Genomic DNA, 17,635 nt, shown 5'->3' on the forward strand with positions numbered 1-17,635 from the left:
TATTCATTACTATTCCCCAAATATGATTGAAATCCTGCCATCTTTTTCAAAACTTCGATTCAACCTTTGGCGGTCATGGGATTTGTCGTAACGCCTAAAAGTCGTTATAGTGAAACTATCCAAACAGACAAAGGGGATTGAACGACTATGACGATGAAAAAAGCATTAACGATCGCTGGTTCAGATACGAGTGGCGGTGCAGGCATTCAAGCTGACTTGAAGACGATGGAAGAGCTCGGTGTGTATGGCATGACCGCACTCACGGTCATCGTGGCCCAAAACCCGCATAACGCTTGGCACCATGAAGTCTTCCCGATCGATACGACGTTGATCGAGAAGCAGATTGACACCGTCCTCGCCGGAATCGGCGTCGATGCCGTCAAGACAGGGATGCTCCCGACGCCAGAAATCATCGAGCTCGCGGCTCGTAAAATTAAAGAGTACGGCATTCAAAACGCAGTCGTCGACCCGGTCATGGCTTGTAAGGGCGCCGACGAGATCCTCAACCCGGACGTCGCCGTCGCGATGCGCAAATATCTCGTCCCTGTCGCCAAAATCATCACGCCGAACTTGTTCGAAGCGCGTATGCTCGCTGGCCTCGACAAGACACCGTCGACGATGGAAGAAATCAAAGAAGCCGCACGCTTGATCCATGAGCTCGGGGCTGAAATCGTCATCGTTAAAGTCGGCGGAAAACTTGGGTTCGACACGGCGTTCGACGTCCTCTATGACGGTAACGAGTACCGTCTGCTCGAAAGTGAAAAGATCGAACCTGCTTTCACGCACGGTGGCGGTTGCACGTTCTCTTCAGCCATCGCCGCATCACTCGCGAACGGACATTCCGTCGACGAGTCGATTCGCATCGGGAAAGAGTTCATCACCGAAGCGGTCCGTCACTCGTTCCGCCTCAACCAATACGTTGGGCCGACGAACCATACCGGTTATCGTCAAAAACTAGCAACACAATCATAAACAAGGTGGCCCGGGGCGAACGTCCTGGGTCATTATTGCCATTGGAGGAGACTAGCGTGAAACCGATTCAACCTGAAACGATTCAAACGTATTTAAACGCACACGTGTCGACGCCGTTATACGCTCACGTCGAGACGACGAACGGCGCTTACGCCACGCATAACGATCCCGATTTCCATAACGCCGGGATGTTTATCCGTAACGTCGTGATCGAGTACAGCATCGGTCAAATCAAAGGAGACGGACCGTATCGAGTCGGACTAAAGCTCGATCACGGTTGGCTCTACGTCGAAGGATTGACCGATTTCGAACAACACGGTGAACAGTTGCTGCTCGCCGGGCACGACCGTCTCGGACGCCTCGCCTGCGCGCTGCATCTAGACGTCAAACCGCTCCCGCAAGGAGCATCGGAGGTGGACAGCCAATGAACGGACCGTTACTTGTTATTTTCCCACACCCGGACGACGAGGCGTTCAGCTCGGCCGGAACGATCCTTCAACATCAGAAGAACGGCTTCCCCGTCACATACGTCTGTCTGACACTTGGTGAGATGGGCCGTAATATGGGCTCGCCAATCTTCACGACACGTGAAGAACTGCCAAGAATCCGTAAACGCGAGCTTGAGGACGCCTGTGCCGTCATGGGCATCGACGATCTCCGGATGTGGGGACTGCGCGACAAGACCGTCGAATTCGAAGACGAGACCGAACTGACGAATCGCTTCAGCAAGTTGATCGCCGAAGTGAAACCGACCCGCGTCATCTCATTTTATCCAGGCTATGCCGTCCATCCCGACCATGAGGCGACGGCACGAGCGGTCGTCCGGGCGCTCCAAGAGATGGACGAAGCGAAGCGTCCCGAATTTTTAGGTGTCGCTTTCGATCATCGGACGGAAGATGAGCTCGGCAAACCTCACGTCCTCATCGAAGTCGGTCAGGAGAGTGCCGCCAAACGTGAGGCGTTGCTCGCCCACCGTTCACAGACGGAAGGGTTGCTCCGTGCAATCGACAACGCAGAAAACGCCCACGTCATGGAGTTACTCCAACGTGAGCGCTTCTATCATTATCCGTTCTCATGATTCAAACGCGTAACGCGTCATATACAGCAACAAACCTACAGTCCCTAACCCGATCAACGTTCCTAGCACGACGACGATATGTCCCATGTTCTCACCTCTACTTGGTTTTACGAACTGAATGAGTAATAAGTTTCAATAACGCGTGTGCGAACACGCGTTATTTTTATTAAAAGTACAAGACGTAGATAACGGCAGCCAAGACGAGCCGGTAAATCGCGAACGGCGTCAGTTTCACTTTGTTGATCAACTTCAAAAAGAATTTGATCGACAGCAACGCGAACAAGAACGCGCTGACGAAACCGATCAGGAAAACAGGCAGCGTGTCGACCGTGAAATAGCTCCACTTGCTGTAAAGCGAGAGCGCGCTCGCCCCGAACATGATCGGGACGGCCATGATGAACGTGAAGTCGGCCGCAGCCCGGTGACTCATCCCGAGCAACACTCCGCCCGAAATGGTCGAGCCCGAACGTGAAAAGCCTGGCCAAAGCGAGAAACATTGAATCAAGCCGACTCCAAGCGCTTGTTTGTATGTGATGTCGTCGAGTGTCGGCGTCGTCTGTCGTTTCACGCCGGACAAGTCGGCGGCAATCATGAAGAACGCACCGATGACGAGTCCGATCAATACCGTCTTAATCGAAAACAGATGCGTGTCGATGTAGTCCTCAAACATGAGTCCGAGCACGGCCGCCGGGAGCAGACCGATAAAGATATGTAGCAGGTTCAACTTTTTCGTCGGCCCTTCGTGTCGAATCGCGAGCAATTCTTTCGGATTCAATAACGCTTTGAACCGACTCCTGAAAACGACGATGACCGCTAAGATCGAACCGAGCTGAATCACGATCTTGAACGTGTTGGCTACTTCTTGACCTAGAAAACGACTCGAGTTGAGCCAAATATCGTCGACCAAGATCATATGTCCGGTTGAAGAGACAGGCGCGAATTCCGTCAATCCTTCGACGACGCCTAATAAAAAACCGATGAATAATTCATACCATTCCATTGCATTGTCCCCTACTCCAGTATTGCTTTTTATCATACACGGACGGGACGACGTTCTCTCTCGGTCTTGAGACGTAAAAAAGAGGGCGCAGTGAAATGCCCCCTTTCACCTCATGTACATAAAAAAGCCACGGAACATGTCCGTGGCCGATAGATTATTTTAATAGGTTGAGCATCTCACGGTTAAACGCCGGAATGTCGTCCGGTTGACGGCTCGTGACGAGCTGATCTTGGCAGACGACGACTTCTTTGTCGGCATACTTCGCACCGGCATACTCCATGTCGACTTTGATCGACTTATAGCCGGTCGCGTCGCGGCCTTCGAGCGTCTTCGCCGTGATCAACAGTTGCGGCCCGTGACAGATGGCGAATACGGGTTTGTTCGCATCCATGAACGCTTTCGCGAACTGGACGAAACGTTCGTCTTCGCGCAACAAGTCAGGTGAGAATCCGCCTGGTAAGAGCAGAGCGTCAAAGTCTTCTGGCGACACATCGTCGACACTTTTGTCGATCGTGACTTTCGCCTCGCCTTGTTTGCCTTCGACGGTGTGACCGGCTGCCTTTTCGATCGTGACAACTTCGTGCCCCGCTTCCACCAATGCGTCGCGTGGACCTGTGAACTCTACGTCTTCAAACATATCCGTGATGAGCGTTGCTACTTTTGCCATATCGGAAACACTCCCTATTTTTTGTTTTACGCACATAGGGACTGTTCCACCCGTCACCGGCCATTAAACATTCAGCGGAATTTCGAGACGTACGGATTGTCCCGCTCGAAGAAGCGGTACGCATAGTCACGCGCCTCGCCGCTGTTCGGGATGCCGATGCGCGGACCGGCCTCGATTGTGTTCACGCCGTCCCCTTCGACAATGTAGAGCGGTTCGTGTTGGAGCGAGTGTCCGTATAAGTCCATCGTGATCCCGAGCGCCTTCGTCAGTTTACCGGGTCCGTTCGTCCGGTCGAACCGTTTGATGCCAGGACGATTGAATTCGATCAACTCCTGCCCGGCGACGGGTTCGATCGCCCGGATCAACACGGCTTCCGGTGAGCCGATCGGACCGCTGACGATGTTCAAGAGCGTATGCGTGTGCATTTGATACGTGTACACATGTCCAGACTGCCCGAACATGATTTCGGTCCGATTCGTCCGTCTGCCGCCAAAACTGTGGGCTGCCTGATCGACCGCCCCGAGATACGCCTCCGTCTCGACAATTTTGCCAATGATCTGTCCGTCGAGATGATCATGGACGAGATAGTGCCCGAGCAACGACCGGGCCAGTTCGAGCGTCGGTTGTTCATAAAATGATGGGTCGAGCCGTTTCATCGTCATCCCTCCTCGTCCTTATTTTCTCAAACGAGGCTTGGCGACACAAAAAAGATGCCCTGAGCGCGTTCAGGACATCACTTTCATTACGATGCGAGCTTGATCGCATCACGCTGCTTCCCCAACTTCACGTAACCGAGCACGATTGAGAAGATCGGGCTGAGCCAAAGGAAGAACGCGAACGGTGCGTACTCGAGCACCGGCACGCCGAGCGTGGCGGCGAAGAAGGCACCGGACACACCCCAAGGAATGAGCGGGTTGATGACCGTCCCGCCGTCTTCAAGCGCACGCGACAAGTAACGCGGGTCGATGCCGCGGTCGATAAACCCTTGTTTGAACGCTTGTCCCGGGAGCAAGATCGACAAGTACTGCTCGCCGGCGAGCAAGTTGACGCCGATCGAGCTGAGCACGACCGACAGCACCGAGCTGCCTGGCGACTTCAGACGCTCTAGTAACGCATCGACGATTGCTTGGAACACACCGAGTTCACGGAGCAGTCCACCGAAGGCGAGGGCAATCAACACGAGGCTGACCGACCAAAGCATCGATTCGAGGCCACCGCGGTCGAGCACGGCCGCGATCGTCTCGTTCTCGACGCCCGACTTGAATCCGGCCTGCATGACACCGAACCAGTTCGAGACGTTCCAGTTACCTTGGACGAAACCGGCCGTCAATACACCGGCAAACATCCCGACGAGCATCGTCGGCAATACCGGCATCCGACGGAAGGCGAGCACGGCGACGAGGACCGGTGCGAGCAGTGTCAACCATGACAAGTTGAACCGTCCGGCGAGTGCCGTCTGTGCTTCCGCGATTTGCGTCGTGTCAGCCGCTTGACCGCTCCGTCCGAGAACTGTGAACAGGATGAGTGTGATCAAAAATGCGGGAACGGTCGTCCCCATCATGAAGCGGATATGATCGAACAGTTTGACACCGGCGACAGCTGGCGCAAAATTCGTCGTATCCGATAGCGGGCTCATCTTATCACCGAAGAGCGCACCTGACACGATGGCTCCGGCGGCGAGCGCCGGGGAAATCCCGAGTGCCATCCCGATCCCGAACAAGGCGACCCCGACGGTACCGACCGTCGTGAAGGCACTCCCTGTGAACGTCGAGACGATCATCGTGATGAGCAACACGCTCGGTAAGAACCACTGGGCTGAGATTGTATTTAAACCGATGGAGAGGATCGTCGCCACCGTACCGGACATTTGCCATACTCCGATCAGCATCCCGATCAACAATAAAATCATGATCGGCATAATCGCTTCACGAATCCCGTTGATCATCGCGGTCTCGATGCGTTTAAAGTCGCGCGTACGATAATACGCGTAACCCCCTATTAGTACCATTGTGCCAAAGATCGCCATATGTGGCGTCGCTTTGGCCAAAAACATCAGTGCGAGCAAGGAAATCCCGCTCATCAGCACGACGAATACAGCCTCTTTCCCTTTCATCTGCATCGACGTCCCCTCCTTTCAGTTCCATTATTTTCTACCTAACCGCTTAAACGCTTTTATGCATGAAAGTATGTCAGTGATGTTCTTTACTATACCTACTTCTCTTTTCCCTGTCAAACGTCTTTTTATGGTAAAGTAAACGCTCGAGGGTGACCTCCGGAGTTCGTAACCTCCTCCGACATCAAAACTAGCGAAAAAGGAAGTGTGCACGTTGCAACACGAAAAAGCATTGGTCGTCTTCAGTGGCGGTCAAGATTCAACCACTTGCCTGTTTTGGGCAAAACAACAATTCTCTCATGTGGAAGCCGTGACGTTCGCCTACGGGCAGCGCCATGACGCGGAAATCGAGGTCGCGAAAGAGATTGCGGCCGAACTCGATGTCCCGCACCACATCCTCGATTTGTCCTTACTCGGACAACTCACCTCAAACGCGTTGACGAGACATGATCTCGACATCGACAATGCGGACGTCCCAAATACGTTCGTCGATGGACGCAACCATTTATTCTTATCCTTTGCGGCCGTCATGGCCAAACAACTCGGTATGCATCACATCATCACCGGCGTCTGTGAAACCGACTTTTCGGGCTACCCGGACTGTCGCGACCAATTCGTCAAATCATTGAACGTGACGCTCAACTTGGCGATGGACTACCCGTTCGTCATCGATACGCCGCTCATGTGGCTCGATAAAAAGCAGACGTGGGAACTCGCGGACCGGCTCGGTGCGTTCGACTTCATCAAAGAGCGGACCCTTACCTGCTATAACGGTGTGCTCGGTTCAGGCTGCGGCGAATGTCCGGCGTGTGTGCTCCGTCAAAACGGGCTCGCTGCATACGAGGAGGTACGCGTATGAAACACGCCCCATTCCTCGCCCCGACGAGCGTCGAGGCCAAACAAGACGGCTCGCTCATCTACTGCCCGCACCGCGTCCAAATCGTCAAAGAAGTGACGTTCGATGCGGCCCATCACTTGTTTGATTACGATGGGAAGTGCCGAGCGCTCCACGGACATACGTACAAACTTCAAATGGGGATCAGCGGTTTCCTCGATAATCGCGGGATGACGCTCGACTTCGGTGACTTGAAAGCCATCTTTAAAGAAGAGCTCGAACCGTATCTCGACCACCGCTATTTAAATGAGTCCCTTCCATATATGAATACGACAGCAGAAAACATGTGCTATTGGATTTTCGATCAGCTCGCTAAGCACTTGCCTGACGAACGCGACGTCCGCGTCGAATTCGTCCGCCTTTATGAGACACCGACGTCATACGCCGAGTTCCGACGTGAATGGCTGGTGGACGAATGAAGATCCCTGTCCTCGAAGTGTTCGGACCGACGTTTCAAGGTGAAGGCCGTGCCATCGGACAGAAGACGATGTTCGTCCGGACCGCCGGTTGCGATTATCGCTGCGCCTGGTGCGACTCCGCCTTCACCTGGGACGGTTCGGAAAAACCCGACATGCTGACGGCTGATGACATCATCGTGCGTCTCGACGTGCTCGGAATGTACGATTACGTCACGATCTCAGGCGGCAACCCGCTCCTCATCGCCGGTATGAAAGATTTGGTCGAAAAGTTGAAGGCGCGCGGCGTCAAGCTCGCCGTCGAGACACAAGGTAGCCGGTATCAAGACTGGCTCCAAGACATCGACGACGTGACGCTCAGCCCGAAACCACCGTCGTCCGGCATGACGACCGATTGGGAAAAACTCGACGCCATCGTCGAACGGCTGCGTCCCGAACAGACGACGTTCAAAATCGCCGTGTTCGACGAAGTCGATCTCGCCTATGCGAAAGACGTCCAAACCCGCTACACCCCGGACGTCATGTACTTGTCGGCCGGCAACCCTGAGCCCGGGGCGGACGGTGACATCACCGACGCGCAGCTCAGACGTTTGAAAGAGTTGTGGGAAGACGTCGCGCGTGACCCGTCATGGCAAAGCGTCCGTGTCTTGCCGCAGCTACACACATTACTGTACGCCAACGAACGTGGCGTCTAAGGAGAAGATATCTATGAGACCAGAAGACTTACAAGACTTGTCGCTCCTCGGCCAGAAGAGCGTCCCATACATTTTTGAATACGCCCCAGACGTGCTCGAGGCGTTCCCGAACCGGCATCCGGAAAACGACTACTTCGTGAAGTTCAACGCACCGGAATTCACATCGCTCTGTCCAATCACGAATCAGCCGGACTTTGCGACGATCTACATCTCGTACATCCCGGACGAGAAACTCGTCGAGTCGAAGTCACTCAAGCTTTATTTATTCAGCTTCCGTAACCACGGCGACTTCCACGAAAACTGCATCAACGTCATCGGGAAAGATCTCGTCAAGCTGATGGAACCGCGCTACCTTGAAGTGTGGGGCAAGTTCACGCCCCGCGGCGGCATCTCGATCGACCCGTACTACAATTACGGCAAGCCGGGCACGAAGTACGAGCAAATGGCCGAACATCGCCTGTTCAACCACGACTTGTACCCTGAGACGGTCGACAACCGTTAAGCAAAAAGTAGGCGCTCATCCAATTGAGCGCCTACTTCTTTTTGTAACGATTGATTTGTTGCTTGATCGGTTCGCGGAACACGGTCGCGACGAGTGTCAACACGACAAAGACGAAGAGTGCGAGGATGACCAGCTTCATATCCCCGCTCGCGAGGCTACTACCGAGAAAATTATTAGCGAACGCCCCTGGAATCATACCGACCGAGGTCGCGAAGACATAAGCCGGGAGTCGTACTTTCGCCAAACCTGAGGCATAACTGACCAAATCAAAGTTGACGAGCGGGATCAATCGTAAGATCAAGACGTAAAAGAATCCGTCTTCTTCGATTTTGTGCTGAATCTTCTCATAATCGCTCGATTCGAAATGGCGCAGAAACCGGTCTCCGAAGCGAACCGCTACATAATAAGCGACGAGTGCGCTGAGCGTGGCGCCGATGACCGTATAGACGACACCGGGCAGCGTCCCGAACGCCAACCCGCCCGCAACCGACAAGACGGACGTCGGAAATAAAATCAACGGGCGAACGGTGAACAATAAAATATAAATGAGCGGGGCGAGCCAACCGAATTGAACGATATAATCTCGGATCTCCCCCGGTCGCAAGTCGATCCACTGATAGAGAAACGTCGCTGTCCCGAATACGAGCAAAACGACGGCAATGACCCATTGTGTTTTCCACTTGTTCATCGGTCGACCTCCCCTCTTTCTTTCATCATATCGCCTCACCTCGAAAAAGTAACGCCTTCCTTTTTTTAGGAATCACAGTGTGGTACGGTTAGAAAAAGCAGAAGGAGGAATCCCAATGTACCTGGCAGATGCCATCAAATTGAAACACCTGCTCTTGAAGCAGATTGATAAGTTGTTACAAGAAGTCGAACGGGTCGCGTTCATCGAGCTCGAGAAGGATGAGCCGCTCCCGACGATCCAATCCCGCTCGCTCGAGGATATCGAGGTCGAGCTCCAATCGATTCGGACCGACATGCGTCGTCTCGACCGCCTTGTCTGTGAAGCGCACTTGCATACCGTCATCGAGACGAACGATGGACCGCTCCCGCTCGTCGAGGCGATCGAGTTCGCCGTTCAGTTGCGAGCTCAGGCTCGGATGTATCAAGACTTGGCCGAACGTCCGAAACGCGAATTTCAATCGGGTCACGGTGAAGGCACTTCTGTCATCAAGCACGCGCTTTATGATCCGGAACTGTACCGTCTGAAGGCGCTCGACGTCGAGAAACGGGCCAACCGTATCTCAAGCGCTATCGATGCGGCCAATCACCGGACCGAAATCGATTTTGATGCGAGCCGATATATGTAAGTTGTAAAACGCGCCGGGACCTTCCCGGCGCGTTTTACATGTGATGATGGTCGTTATGATGATTGTGGTGGTCATGATGGTGCGAACCAGAACGACGTCTCGGCGCCGGCTCATCGGCGAACTTCTCCCCGTCTAAAATGCCGAGCCGCTTGTATTGGCGGTCGACCCGCTCCTTCGTCCCATCGTTCACATGCGGCGACTCCATAACCAACTGATAGCTGCCGAGTGCGACCCGGAACGGCTCCATGTATGTCCGATCGACCGGGAACGACGCCACGTCCCGCAAATAATCCGCGAGCCGGTTCGCCGCCTCGTCGTCCGGATGGTCGGCGAGCTCCGTCGCGAAGCGTTGCATATCTTTCAATAGACCCTTCGTCTTCGTCACTTGGCGAATCATGCTTATAATAGCGATTATAATCACGGTTAGAATGCCGATAATAAAAATCGGGAAAATACTGAACATCCCACTAAAAAACGAATCTCCCATCCCTGTCGAATCGATGTATATTTCTTCCCCGAATGCAAACGTATGGACCATGATGTCTCCCCCTTTTTTCTATAATACGAACGTGATTCCATTTGGTTTCATCTTCACGAAAAAGCCGTGGCATGCGCCACGGCTCATCGGTCAGTTCAATTGTTTCTCCATCATGATGCGCGGTGCGCCATCTTCCGTGTACGCCCCCATGATGTCGTAGCCGCACAACAGGTTCAAAATGATAACGCCTTTGTTCGTGTTGCGCGCTTTCGTCCGAATCGAGTGGAACCCTTGCGCTTTCACCCATTCGAGTTGCGTATCCATCAACTTGCGGCCGATCCCGTACTTTTGAAACTCAGGATGCACGCCGCCGGCCCAGCTATAGAAGCGATATGGCTCAGCCTCATAGCCGATCTTGAATCCGACGGGCCGGTCGTCAGAAAATGCGAGTAACACGAGCGGGTTGGCATGGCGGTACAGTCGTTCTTTAAAACGAAGTTGGTCGATGTCGCCGTACAGATGGCGATACAGGTTGAAGAATTCCTCTTCAAACTCGTTAAAGTTCGTCGTCACATCTTTCACGATAAATGAACTGGTCGTACTCATCTTTCCATCCCCTTTCGAAATATGGACAAGTTACTCGTACGCCTGTTTATTTCGCCATCTACTCGGATTTTCCTGTTTCTCGCTCAAATGCGTTCAAACCTTTTTGTTTGTACACCCCGAGCGAACGTTTCGGGAGGCTCCGTACCATCCAGTTTTTGAACACACGTTGTTTGTCCTCGATCGATAGTCCGTATCCTTCCGTCACGATATGACGGGCCCGCGTCGTCACGTCATAGAGCGAGATGGCGGCAGCGACCGAGATATTTAAACTTTGGACATAACCTTGCATCGGGATGACGTAATTCCCGTCCGCTTTCGCGAGTGCCTGCTCCGACACACCGTGATGCTCGTTCCCGAACAAGAGCACGGTCGGTTTTGACACGTCGACGTCTTCGAGCGGGATCGCCTCTTCGCTGAGCGCCGTCGCGAGTATTTGATAGCCGTCCGCTTTCAACTGATCGATCGCTTCCTCAATTGAAGCGTGTTCGACGACGTCGACCCAGCGATCGGCACTCTTGGCGATAATCGAGTTCGGTTTGAACTTGGCCCGTCCCTCGACGACGTGCAGCGTCTGCACACCGAACGCGTCCGCCGAACGCAATACGGCCGACTGATTGTGCGGATCGTCAACGCCCTCGGTCAATACCGTGATGTGATTCGTCCGCGTGTTCAATACGTCTTGCATCCGCTTGACGCGGTCTGGCATGAGCATCGAGAACAAGAGCCGATCCTCTTCTTTCATCACGCCCGTTCGTAACAACTCTTCAAGCAACGTGGCCTGCTCTTCTTGTGACAATGCTGATGTCGTCTGTCTCCATCCCATTCTTCTCGCCCCTTTCAACCTCTAGTATTTTAGCGGGATTCGTTTCGACTGACAAGCGACGTCGTAAAACAGCGTATTTTCATCCTCCCATGAAAATTTATGAATTTTAGGAAACCGGTTGCACAAATTTATGCAATCGATTACAATCATTAATGCAAGCGGTTGCATCAGCAGCCGTTCTTAACAGAGAAAAAGTTCCGAACAGGAAGGAAGCGGATAGCATGAAACAGCTCATCTCATTTGATTTTTGGCAAAAGCTCGGTAAGGCCTTGATGGTCGTTATCGCCGTTATGCCGGCAGCAGGACTCATGATCTCGATCGGTAAATTGATCGGCATGTCAGCCGGAGACGTCGGGATCCTCCTGACGACGGCACGCATCATCGAAGACTTAGGTTGGGGCATCATCGTCAACTTACATATCTTGTTCGCGGTCGCCATCGGTGGCTCCTGGGCGAAAGACAAGGCCGGTGGTGCGTTCGCCGCACTGATCGCCTTCATTTTGATCAACCGTGTCACAGGCGCCATCTTTAACGTCAACGGCGCCATGCTCCAAGACCCGGAAGCGACAGTCCAATCCCTCTTTGGGGCCGACCTCGTCGTCGCTGACTACTTTACATCTGTCCTCGGTTCACCTGCCCTGAACATGGGTGTGTTCGTCGGGATCATCGCCGGTTTCCTTGGTGGTGCACTTTATAACCGATTCTACAATTTCAGTAAATTACCGAACGCCTTGTCGTTCTTCAACGGGAAGCGGTTCGTCCCGTTCGTCGTCATCCTCGGTTCGGTCGTCGCGGCGATCGCGCTGTCGATCATCTGGCCAACGATTCAAGGGGCACTCAACAGCTTCGGCCAATGGATCGCCACGTCACGTGACACGGCACCGATCCTTGCGCCGTTCATCTACGGTGCGCTCGAACGTCTGTTGTTACCGTTCGGTCTTCACCACATGCTCACCGTCCCGATGAACTACACGGAGCTCGGGGGCACGTACACGATTTTAACGGGCGCGACAGCTGGTTCAGTCGTCGCCGGTCAAGATCCGCTTTGGTTAGCTTGGGTGACGGACCTCGTCAACCTTCGCGCCGCTGGAGATACAGCTGCTTACAACACGCTGCTCGCTGACGTCGTACCGGCCCGTTTCAAAGTCGGTCAAGTCATCTTGTCGTTCGCCGCGCTCATCGGTGCCGCTTATGCGATGTACCGTAACGTCGACGAGGACAAGAAAGCCCAGTACAAACCGATGTTCCTCTCGGCCGGTCTCGCCGTCTTCTTGACGGGTGTCACTGAGCCGATCGAGTTCATGTTCATGTTCGTCGCTCCAGTCCTTTACGTCATGTATGCACTCATGGCCGGTGCCGCCTTCGCCTTGGCGGACATTATCGACCTTCGTGTCCACGCGTTCGGTGCGATCGAGCTATTGACGCGGATCCCGATGATCATCAAAGCCGGACTCCTGCAAGACTTGATCAACTTCTTCCTCGTCTCGGCTGCGTTCTTCTTCATCAACTTCGGAGTGTTCAACTTCTTCATCAAGAAGATGAACTTGCCGACGCCTGGACGCAACGGCAACTATATGGAAGAAGCGACAGAGCAATCGACGGTGACCGGCAACGAGCAGGTCATGGGGATTATCGCGCTACTCGGTGGGGAAGATAACATCGAGGACGTCGATGCCTGCATGACACGTCTTCGTGTCACAGTGAAAGATATGTCGCTCGTCTCAGAAGAGCGCGAATGGAAAAAGAATGGCGCCATGGGTCTCATCTTGAAAGACCGTGGTGTCCAAGCAATCTACGGCCCGAAAGCCGACGTATTGAAGTCTGACATTCAAGACGTCATCGGTGCATAATCAACAGGCCAGCTCGTGCGAGTTGGCCTGTTTTTTCTAAAGGAGGACTACTGTGAATATTTTGACACTCAACTGTCACGCCTGGTTAGAAGATCGACAACAAGAGAAAATCGACTCGATCGTGGAACGGATCGCGAGCGAGGAGTATGACATCATCGCGCTCCAAGAAGTGAACCAACATAAAGAAGCGCCGCTGATTGACGGTCTCATCCGTGAAAACAACTTTGCCCACGTCCTCGTTGAAAAACTCCGTGAGCAAGGGGTCGCCTATTACATGACATGGGATTTCGCCCATTACGGCTATGATATCTACGAAGAAGGCGTCGCGATCTTATCGCGGACACCGTTCGTCTCGACCGAATCGTTCTTTGTCTCCCAAACGACCGACCCGAACGATTACAAGTCTAGAAAAATCGTCAAAGCCGTCGTCAGCGGAACGGACGAACCGACAGCCGTCTACTCGTGCCATCTCGGTTGGTGGCATGATGCAGACGAACCGGCTCGTCACCAGCTCGATGAACTGCTTCGCCGCGTCGAAGATGACGACCGGGCTCTCCTGCTCGGCGACTTCAACAACGACGCGTTTCTGCGCGGTGAAGGCTACGACTATTTGATCGACCACGGTCTTCAAGACTTGTTCTTTCTCGCAGCCGAGCGCGAAGGCGATGCGACCGTCCAAGGCAAAATCGCCGGTTGGGACGAGAACAAGCAGGCGCTTCGCATCGACTTGATGTTGACGAACGCCCCGATCCACGTTTCGCGCCACGCCGTCGTCTTTGACGGCGACAACGGACCAATCGTGTCAGACCATGCCGGTGTCGAAGCGACCGCGTTTTGGCGATGAGACAACCCCTTTCTTTCCGAACTGGAGAGAAAGGGGTTTTGCTTTGTCAAAAAATCCTGTATGTTGGAAACGACTGATGTCTAACAACCTTTGAACGAAAGAAGTGATTGCATCTTGACGACCACCCCATCGCTCAGTCGCAACGACTGGACGCTCATCTTATCACTGGCGCTGCTCACGTTCGTGCTCGGCACGAGTGAGTTCGTCATTGTCGGAATTTTACCCGATATCGCGGATGGACTGACCATCTCGATTGCCACCGCCGGGACGCTCGTGTCCGCCTTCGCCATCAGCTTTGCTATCGGCACCCCGCTCATGATGTCGTTCACGAGCCATTTGCCGAAACGAAGACTTATGCTCGGACTCACGCTCGGCTTCATCGTGCTCAATTTCTTGAGCAGCCAAGCACCGAACTACGGTCTTCTGCTGTCGACACGCATGGTGACCGCGGTCGTGACCGGTGTGCTCATCTCGCTCGCCATGCTCGTCGCCAGTGAATCGGTACCGCCGACGAAGCGCGGCATCGCCGTCTCGTTCATCTTCGGCGGCTTCACGATGGCGAACGTGTTCGGTGTTCCACTCGGGACGTTCATCGGGCAACGCGCGGGCTGGGAAGCGACGTTCTTCATGACGACCGCACTCGGTATCGTCGCCTTATTCGCGGTCTACCGCGTCGTCCCCAACCAGTTATCGAGCGCGAAGACGTCGATCTCTGACCAGCTCCGGCTCTTAACGAATCCGCGTATTTTGATCGCCTTCTTCATCCCGGCTTTCGGATTCGGTGCGACGTACGTCGTCTATACGTATCTCGTCCCGATCTTAAAAGGCGTGCTTGGCGTCCCGGTCGCATGGGTCAGTCCGATCCTGCTCGCCTACGGTTTCATCTCGATCTTCAGCAACATGGCGGCCGGGAAAATCGCGAGCCATAACCCGATCGGTCGGCTCCGGTTCGTCTTTCTCATCCAAGCGGTCGTGCTCGCGGCGCTTTATGTGACGACGTCGAACGTGACGCTCGGTCTCATCAACATCGCCCTCATGTCGTTCATGGCGATTCTGCTCACGACGTCGACGCAAATTTATTTGATCGACTTGGCCGAGAAGTTCAACCCAGATGCGAAAGGACTCGCCTCGTCACTCATGCCGGTCGCGAGCAACGTCGGCATCGGTATGGGGTCAGCTCTCGGTGGTCTCGTCTATGCGAACGCACCGGTCATGATGCTCGCCCTCGTCGGTGGCGCCGTCGCCTTACTGACCGCGGCCTTGACGTCGCTTAGTCATCGTCTCGACCAACGCTAAACAGCGTGCCCGAACCCGGGCACGCTGTTTTTTTAAAGCCAATCTACGATTTGATCAATCGTCTCATCAAGTTGTTCTCTTGCGCTGAGCGGGCTGTCATTATCCCCGTCTTGCGGCCCGTACATCCCAAAGTTGGCATGATTGCCACCTTCGATCTGATGGAACGTGGCGTCACTCGGCACGCTGTCACGGCTCGTCTCGATATCGGTCGGTGTCGCCAGACCATCCAATTCACCCGAGATCGACAAGACGCGCAAGTCGCTATCCGTCATCGCGCTGATCGGATACGAGGCGAGGAAGATGACCCCGTCGACTTTATCTTCGTTTTCGAGCGCATAGCCCGAGGCGGCCGAACCGCCAAGCGAGTGACCGGCGACGTACCAACGCTCGATATCGGGATGTGCCTCGATGATTGTTTCCGCCGCATCGATATCTAAGATGCCGAGGTTCAAGCGAAGCGACGGGATGGCGACAAAGTGCCCTGCTTCCGCCAATCGGGTCCCGTAATAGGCGTACGCCTCTTTATCGACTTTTGCACCCGGATACAAGATAATCCCGACCTCACGCCTCCGGTCTCCGAACTCTAGTCGGTTGTCGACCTGTTCAGCTTCAGCCGCATAGCCAAGCGCTTCATCCGTCGGTCCGTATGTCATTTGCGTCCAAACGACGAAGCCGATCACGGCGACAAGGATGACGGCAAGCAACGACAGTCCGATCCACTTCAGTTTTCTCTTCATTATATACCTCCATTTGCATCCACTTCGTCGTCACGGTACACTAATAGTAAAAAAGGGAAATATCAGGGGGACACCATGACGAAAAGTTCTGTAACCACGACGATTCAGTGGTTTATTTTTATTTTAGCTACCAACATTGTACCACCGCTCGCCATCGCCGCCCTATTTGAACTGTCGCCGGCCGAGACGATGACGTTCATCTCGCGCTCGCTGTTCATCTTCGCACTGTTCAGCATCATCCAGACGCTGTTCGGCCACCGTCTGCCGATCTTAGAAGGACCGGCCGGTATTTGGTGGGGCGTGTTCACGCTGTACGCCTCGATCGGCCCTGCCCTCTACGGCAGCGGGCAAGAGACGCTCCAAGCGCTCGGCTTCATGCTGTTCTTGAGCGGTGTGCTCGGCGTGGTCATGACCGTGACCGGACTGTTACGGCGCATGCTGTCGCTGTTCACGCCTCAAGTGCTCGGCGTCTATATGATCCTGCTCGTCCTGCAACTATCCGGTGCCGTCATTAAAGGCGGTTTCGGTGTGAGCGAGGACGGCATCAATATCGTCCAAGCCGTCGCGACAGCCGGGCTCGTCTTGTTCGCGCTCACGCTCGAGCGGAGCCGCTTCAAACAATACGGTCTCGTCATGACGCTTTTCGTCGGGTTCGGGTTGTTCAATCTGCTCGGTCTCGGCAACCCGATCGTTCGTTCTGAGTCGTTCTTCCTCGTACCTGAGCTGTTCCCGTTCGGCGCTTGGGTATGGGATTGGAACTTACTTCCGACCGCGTTCGTCATCACACTTCTACTCATGACGAACGTGCTCGCGAACATCAAATTGATTGAGCGCATCGTCAGTTCACGGACGAAACAACAAGTCGAAGGCCACGTCGCCGCGTCTGGCGTCGTCAGCGGTGTCAGTCAGATGGTCGCTGGTCTGTTTGGAACGCCTGGACCGGTCGCGATTTCTGGGACAGCCGGTTTCTTGTCGTCAACGGAGAGCGTGCACCGTGCCCCTCACCTCGTCGCTCACGGCTTGATGATGGTGCTCGCTTTGATCGGACCGTTCGTGTCGCTCATCGCAAGCATCCCGGCCGCGGTCGGGTACGCCATCGTCACCCCGCTCATCGCGACGATGATCATCATCGGGATTAACGAGGCTGCGTTCGAGTTGAACCAAAAGACGGCGTCGCTCACGGTCGGCCTCCCGCTCGTCATCGGGGCCGGGGCGATGTTGCTCCCGCCTGGAGCGATGAACGATTTACCGCCGCTTCTTGCGACCGTGTTCTCGAACGGTCTCGTCCTCGGGACGGTCGTCTCTTTGACGACCGCCATCCTGAGCCGAATCCACGACTAAAAAAGAACT

21 protein-coding genes are annotated in these 17,635 nt (G+C 54.3%); 12 read left to right on the forward strand and 9 right to left on the reverse strand.

Features of this window, described 5'->3' with window-relative positions; genetic code table 11:
• Positions 1 to 147 precede the first annotated feature (147 nt).
• From pdxK to bshB2, 3 genes are read left to right on the forward strand one after another with little or no spacing between them, the layout of a single operon-like run.
• A complete protein-coding gene (gene pdxK / locus EVJ32_RS08585) occupies positions 148 to 972 on the forward strand; it encodes a pyridoxine/pyridoxal/pyridoxamine kinase (protein ID WP_071398865.1) in 825 nt (274 codons plus the stop codon).
• 56 nt (positions 973 to 1,028) lie between these two features.
• Entirely contained in the window at positions 1,029 to 1,400 is a 372-nt protein-coding gene (locus tag EVJ32_RS08590) for a YojF family protein (protein ID WP_016509734.1), read from the forward strand.
• Positions 1,397 to 2,050 carry a bacillithiol biosynthesis deacetylase BshB2 gene (gene bshB2, locus EVJ32_RS08595; RefSeq protein ID WP_131457900.1) on the forward strand — a complete coding sequence of 218 codons (654 nt, stop codon included), beginning with the start codon at positions 1,397 to 1,399 and terminating at the stop codon, positions 2,048 to 2,050. Before EVJ32_RS08590 ends, bshB2 begins: the two co-directional genes overlap by 4 nt.
• A gap of 166 nt (positions 2,051 to 2,216) precedes the next feature.
• Here the strand turns inward: bshB2 and EVJ32_RS08600 are convergent, their stop codons facing one another.
• The 4 genes from EVJ32_RS08600 to nhaC all read right to left on the reverse strand — a co-directional run bounded on the left by EVJ32_RS08600 (position 2,217) and on the right by nhaC (position 5,836).
• Complete coding sequence (locus EVJ32_RS08600) at positions 2,217 to 3,050, reverse strand: undecaprenyl-diphosphate phosphatase (RefSeq protein ID WP_070328320.1); 834 nt, start codon at positions 3,048 to 3,050, stop codon at positions 2,217 to 2,219.
• A 154-nt stretch (positions 3,051 to 3,204) separates the two neighbouring features.
• Positions 3,205 to 3,717 carry a type 1 glutamine amidotransferase domain-containing protein gene (locus tag EVJ32_RS08605; protein WP_131457901.1) on the reverse strand — a complete coding sequence of 171 codons (513 nt, stop codon included), beginning with the start codon at positions 3,715 to 3,717 and terminating at the stop codon, positions 3,205 to 3,207.
• Positions 3,718 to 3,788: 71 nt separating this feature from the next.
• Positions 3,789 to 4,379, reverse strand: a complete 591-nt coding sequence (locus EVJ32_RS08610) for a DNA-3-methyladenine glycosylase (RefSeq protein ID WP_131457902.1) — start codon at positions 4,377 to 4,379, stop codon at positions 3,789 to 3,791.
• Between the two features lie 80 nt (positions 4,380 to 4,459).
• The gene (gene nhaC / locus EVJ32_RS08615) at positions 4,460 to 5,836 is read right to left on the reverse strand and encodes a Na+/H+ antiporter NhaC (RefSeq protein ID WP_131457903.1); all 1,377 of its coding nucleotides are present in this window, start codon (positions 5,834 to 5,836) and stop codon (positions 4,460 to 4,462) included.
• Positions 5,837 to 6,044: 208 nt separating this feature from the next.
• Here nhaC and queC point away from each other — a divergent pair, with 208 nt between their 5' ends.
• The 4 genes from queC to queF are packed head-to-tail and all read left to right on the forward strand — an operon-like array spanning position 6,045 to position 8,338.
• Positions 6,045 to 6,689 (forward strand): 7-cyano-7-deazaguanine synthase QueC, encoded by a 645-nt coding sequence (gene queC / locus EVJ32_RS08620; RefSeq protein WP_035386372.1) that lies wholly within the window; start codon positions 6,045 to 6,047, stop codon positions 6,687 to 6,689.
• Positions 6,686 to 7,144, forward strand: a complete 459-nt coding sequence (queD, locus tag EVJ32_RS08625) for a 6-carboxytetrahydropterin synthase QueD (RefSeq protein WP_131457904.1) — start codon at positions 6,686 to 6,688, stop codon at positions 7,142 to 7,144. Before queC ends, queD begins: the two co-directional genes overlap by 4 nt.
• The gene (queE, locus tag EVJ32_RS08630) at positions 7,141 to 7,836 is read left to right on the forward strand and encodes a 7-carboxy-7-deazaguanine synthase QueE (RefSeq protein WP_201738352.1); all 696 of its coding nucleotides are present in this window, start codon (positions 7,141 to 7,143) and stop codon (positions 7,834 to 7,836) included. Before queD ends, queE begins: the two co-directional genes overlap by 4 nt.
• A 13-nt stretch (positions 7,837 to 7,849) precedes the next feature.
• On the forward strand, positions 7,850 to 8,338 hold the full coding sequence (queF, locus tag EVJ32_RS08635; protein WP_070328325.1) for a preQ(1) synthase: 489 nt from the start codon (positions 7,850 to 7,852) through the stop codon (positions 8,336 to 8,338).
• Positions 8,339 to 8,369: 31 nt separating this feature from the next.
• On the opposite strand, the gene EVJ32_RS08640 is transcribed toward queF, so the two are convergent.
• Positions 8,370 to 9,026, reverse strand: a complete 657-nt coding sequence (locus tag EVJ32_RS08640; protein WP_131457906.1) for a TVP38/TMEM64 family protein — start codon at positions 9,024 to 9,026, stop codon at positions 8,370 to 8,372.
• 115 nt (positions 9,027 to 9,141) lie between these two features.
• Here EVJ32_RS08640 and EVJ32_RS08645 point away from each other — a divergent pair, with 115 nt between their 5' ends.
• Positions 9,142 to 9,651 carry a hypothetical protein gene (locus tag EVJ32_RS08645; protein WP_131457907.1) on the forward strand — a complete coding sequence of 170 codons (510 nt, stop codon included), beginning with the start codon at positions 9,142 to 9,144 and terminating at the stop codon, positions 9,649 to 9,651.
• A gap of 34 nt (positions 9,652 to 9,685) precedes the next feature.
• On the opposite strand, the gene EVJ32_RS08650 is transcribed toward EVJ32_RS08645, so the two are convergent.
• From EVJ32_RS08650 to EVJ32_RS08660, 3 genes are all read right to left on the reverse strand, one after another.
• Entirely contained in the window at positions 9,686 to 10,189 is a 504-nt protein-coding gene (locus tag EVJ32_RS08650) for a hypothetical protein (RefSeq protein ID WP_131457908.1), read from the reverse strand.
• A 90-nt stretch (positions 10,190 to 10,279) separates the two neighbouring features.
• Complete coding sequence (locus EVJ32_RS08655; protein WP_236634030.1) at positions 10,280 to 10,735, reverse strand: GNAT family N-acetyltransferase; 456 nt, start codon at positions 10,733 to 10,735, stop codon at positions 10,280 to 10,282.
• Between the two features lie 58 nt (positions 10,736 to 10,793).
• Entirely contained in the window at positions 10,794 to 11,558 is a 765-nt protein-coding gene (locus tag EVJ32_RS08660; RefSeq protein ID WP_131457909.1) for a TrmH family RNA methyltransferase, read from the reverse strand.
• A 221-nt stretch (positions 11,559 to 11,779) separates the two neighbouring features.
• On the opposite strand from EVJ32_RS08660, the gene EVJ32_RS08665 reads away from it, so the two are divergent.
• The 3 genes from EVJ32_RS08665 (at position 11,780) to EVJ32_RS08675 (ending at position 15,548) form a co-directional block, all read left to right on the forward strand.
• The gene (locus EVJ32_RS08665; protein WP_131457910.1) at positions 11,780 to 13,408 is read left to right on the forward strand and encodes a PTS transporter subunit IIBC; all 1,629 of its coding nucleotides are present in this window, start codon (positions 11,780 to 11,782) and stop codon (positions 13,406 to 13,408) included.
• A 52-nt stretch (positions 13,409 to 13,460) separates the two neighbouring features.
• Positions 13,461 to 14,252 (forward strand): endonuclease/exonuclease/phosphatase family protein, encoded by a 792-nt coding sequence (locus EVJ32_RS08670; protein WP_070328331.1) that lies wholly within the window; start codon positions 13,461 to 13,463, stop codon positions 14,250 to 14,252.
• A 114-nt stretch (positions 14,253 to 14,366) separates the two neighbouring features.
• A complete protein-coding gene (locus tag EVJ32_RS08675; protein WP_236635539.1) occupies positions 14,367 to 15,548 on the forward strand; it encodes an MFS transporter in 1,182 nt (393 codons plus the stop codon).
• A gap of 32 nt (positions 15,549 to 15,580) precedes the next feature.
• Here EVJ32_RS08675 and EVJ32_RS08680 read toward each other — a convergent pair whose 3' ends face one another.
• On the reverse strand, positions 15,581 to 16,285 hold the full coding sequence (locus EVJ32_RS08680; protein ID WP_131457912.1) for an alpha/beta hydrolase: 705 nt from the start codon (positions 16,283 to 16,285) through the stop codon (positions 15,581 to 15,583).
• Between the two features lie 75 nt (positions 16,286 to 16,360).
• On the opposite strand from EVJ32_RS08680, the gene EVJ32_RS08685 reads away from it, so the two are divergent.
• Positions 16,361 to 17,626 carry a purine/pyrimidine permease gene (locus tag EVJ32_RS08685; protein WP_131457913.1) on the forward strand — a complete coding sequence of 422 codons (1,266 nt, stop codon included), beginning with the start codon at positions 16,361 to 16,363 and terminating at the stop codon, positions 17,624 to 17,626.
• The last annotated feature ends 9 nt before the right edge of the window (positions 17,627 to 17,635 follow it).

It is taken from the genome of Exiguobacterium sp. SH5S4, from assembly GCF_004337045.1.
GTDB classification, from domain to species: Bacteria; Bacillota; Bacilli; order Exiguobacteriales; family Exiguobacteriaceae; genus Exiguobacterium; species Exiguobacterium aurantiacum_A.

Bases quoted from the DNA above. Each gene is read 5' to 3' on its own strand.
- pdxK (WP_071398865.1), top strand. From the start codon at position 148: ATGACGATGAAAAAAGCATTAACGATCGCTGGTTCAGATACGAGTGGC.
- bshB2 (WP_131457900.1), top strand. From the start codon at position 1,397: ATGAACGGACCGTTACTTGTTATTTTCCCACACCCGGACGACGAGGCG.
- EVJ32_RS08600 (WP_070328320.1), bottom strand. From the start codon at position 3,050: ATGGAATGGTATGAATTATTCATCGGTTTTTTATTAGGCGTCGTCGAA.
- EVJ32_RS08605 (WP_131457901.1), bottom strand. From the start codon at position 3,717: ATGGCAAAAGTAGCAACGCTCATCACGGATATGTTTGAAGACGTAGAG.
- EVJ32_RS08610 (WP_131457902.1), bottom strand. From the start codon at position 4,379: ATGACGATGAAACGGCTCGACCCATCATTTTATGAACAACCGACGCTC.
- nhaC (WP_131457903.1), bottom strand. From the start codon at position 5,836: ATGCAGATGAAAGGGAAAGAGGCTGTATTCGTCGTGCTGATGAGCGGG.
- queD (WP_131457904.1), top strand. From the start codon at position 6,686: ATGAAACACGCCCCATTCCTCGCCCCGACGAGCGTCGAGGCCAAACAA.
- queE (WP_201738352.1), top strand. From the start codon at position 7,141: ATGAAGATCCCTGTCCTCGAAGTGTTCGGACCGACGTTTCAAGGTGAA.
- queF (WP_070328325.1), top strand. From the start codon at position 7,850: ATGAGACCAGAAGACTTACAAGACTTGTCGCTCCTCGGCCAGAAGAGC.
- EVJ32_RS08640 (WP_131457906.1), bottom strand. From the start codon at position 9,026: ATGAACAAGTGGAAAACACAATGGGTCATTGCCGTCGTTTTGCTCGTA.
- EVJ32_RS08645 (WP_131457907.1), top strand. From the start codon at position 9,142: ATGTACCTGGCAGATGCCATCAAATTGAAACACCTGCTCTTGAAGCAG.
- EVJ32_RS08650 (WP_131457908.1), bottom strand. From the start codon at position 10,189: ATGGTCCATACGTTTGCATTCGGGGAAGAAATATACATCGATTCGACA.
- EVJ32_RS08655 (WP_236634030.1), bottom strand. From the start codon at position 10,735: ATGAGTACGACCAGTTCATTTATCGTGAAAGATGTGACGACGAACTTT.
- EVJ32_RS08660 (WP_131457909.1), bottom strand. From the start codon at position 11,558: ATGGGATGGAGACAGACGACATCAGCATTGTCACAAGAAGAGCAGGCC.
- EVJ32_RS08665 (WP_131457910.1), top strand. From the start codon at position 11,780: ATGAAACAGCTCATCTCATTTGATTTTTGGCAAAAGCTCGGTAAGGCC.
- EVJ32_RS08680 (WP_131457912.1), bottom strand. From the start codon at position 16,285: ATGAAGAGAAAACTGAAGTGGATCGGACTGTCGTTGCTTGCCGTCATC.
- EVJ32_RS08685 (WP_131457913.1), top strand. From the start codon at position 16,361: ATGACGAAAAGTTCTGTAACCACGACGATTCAGTGGTTTATTTTTATT.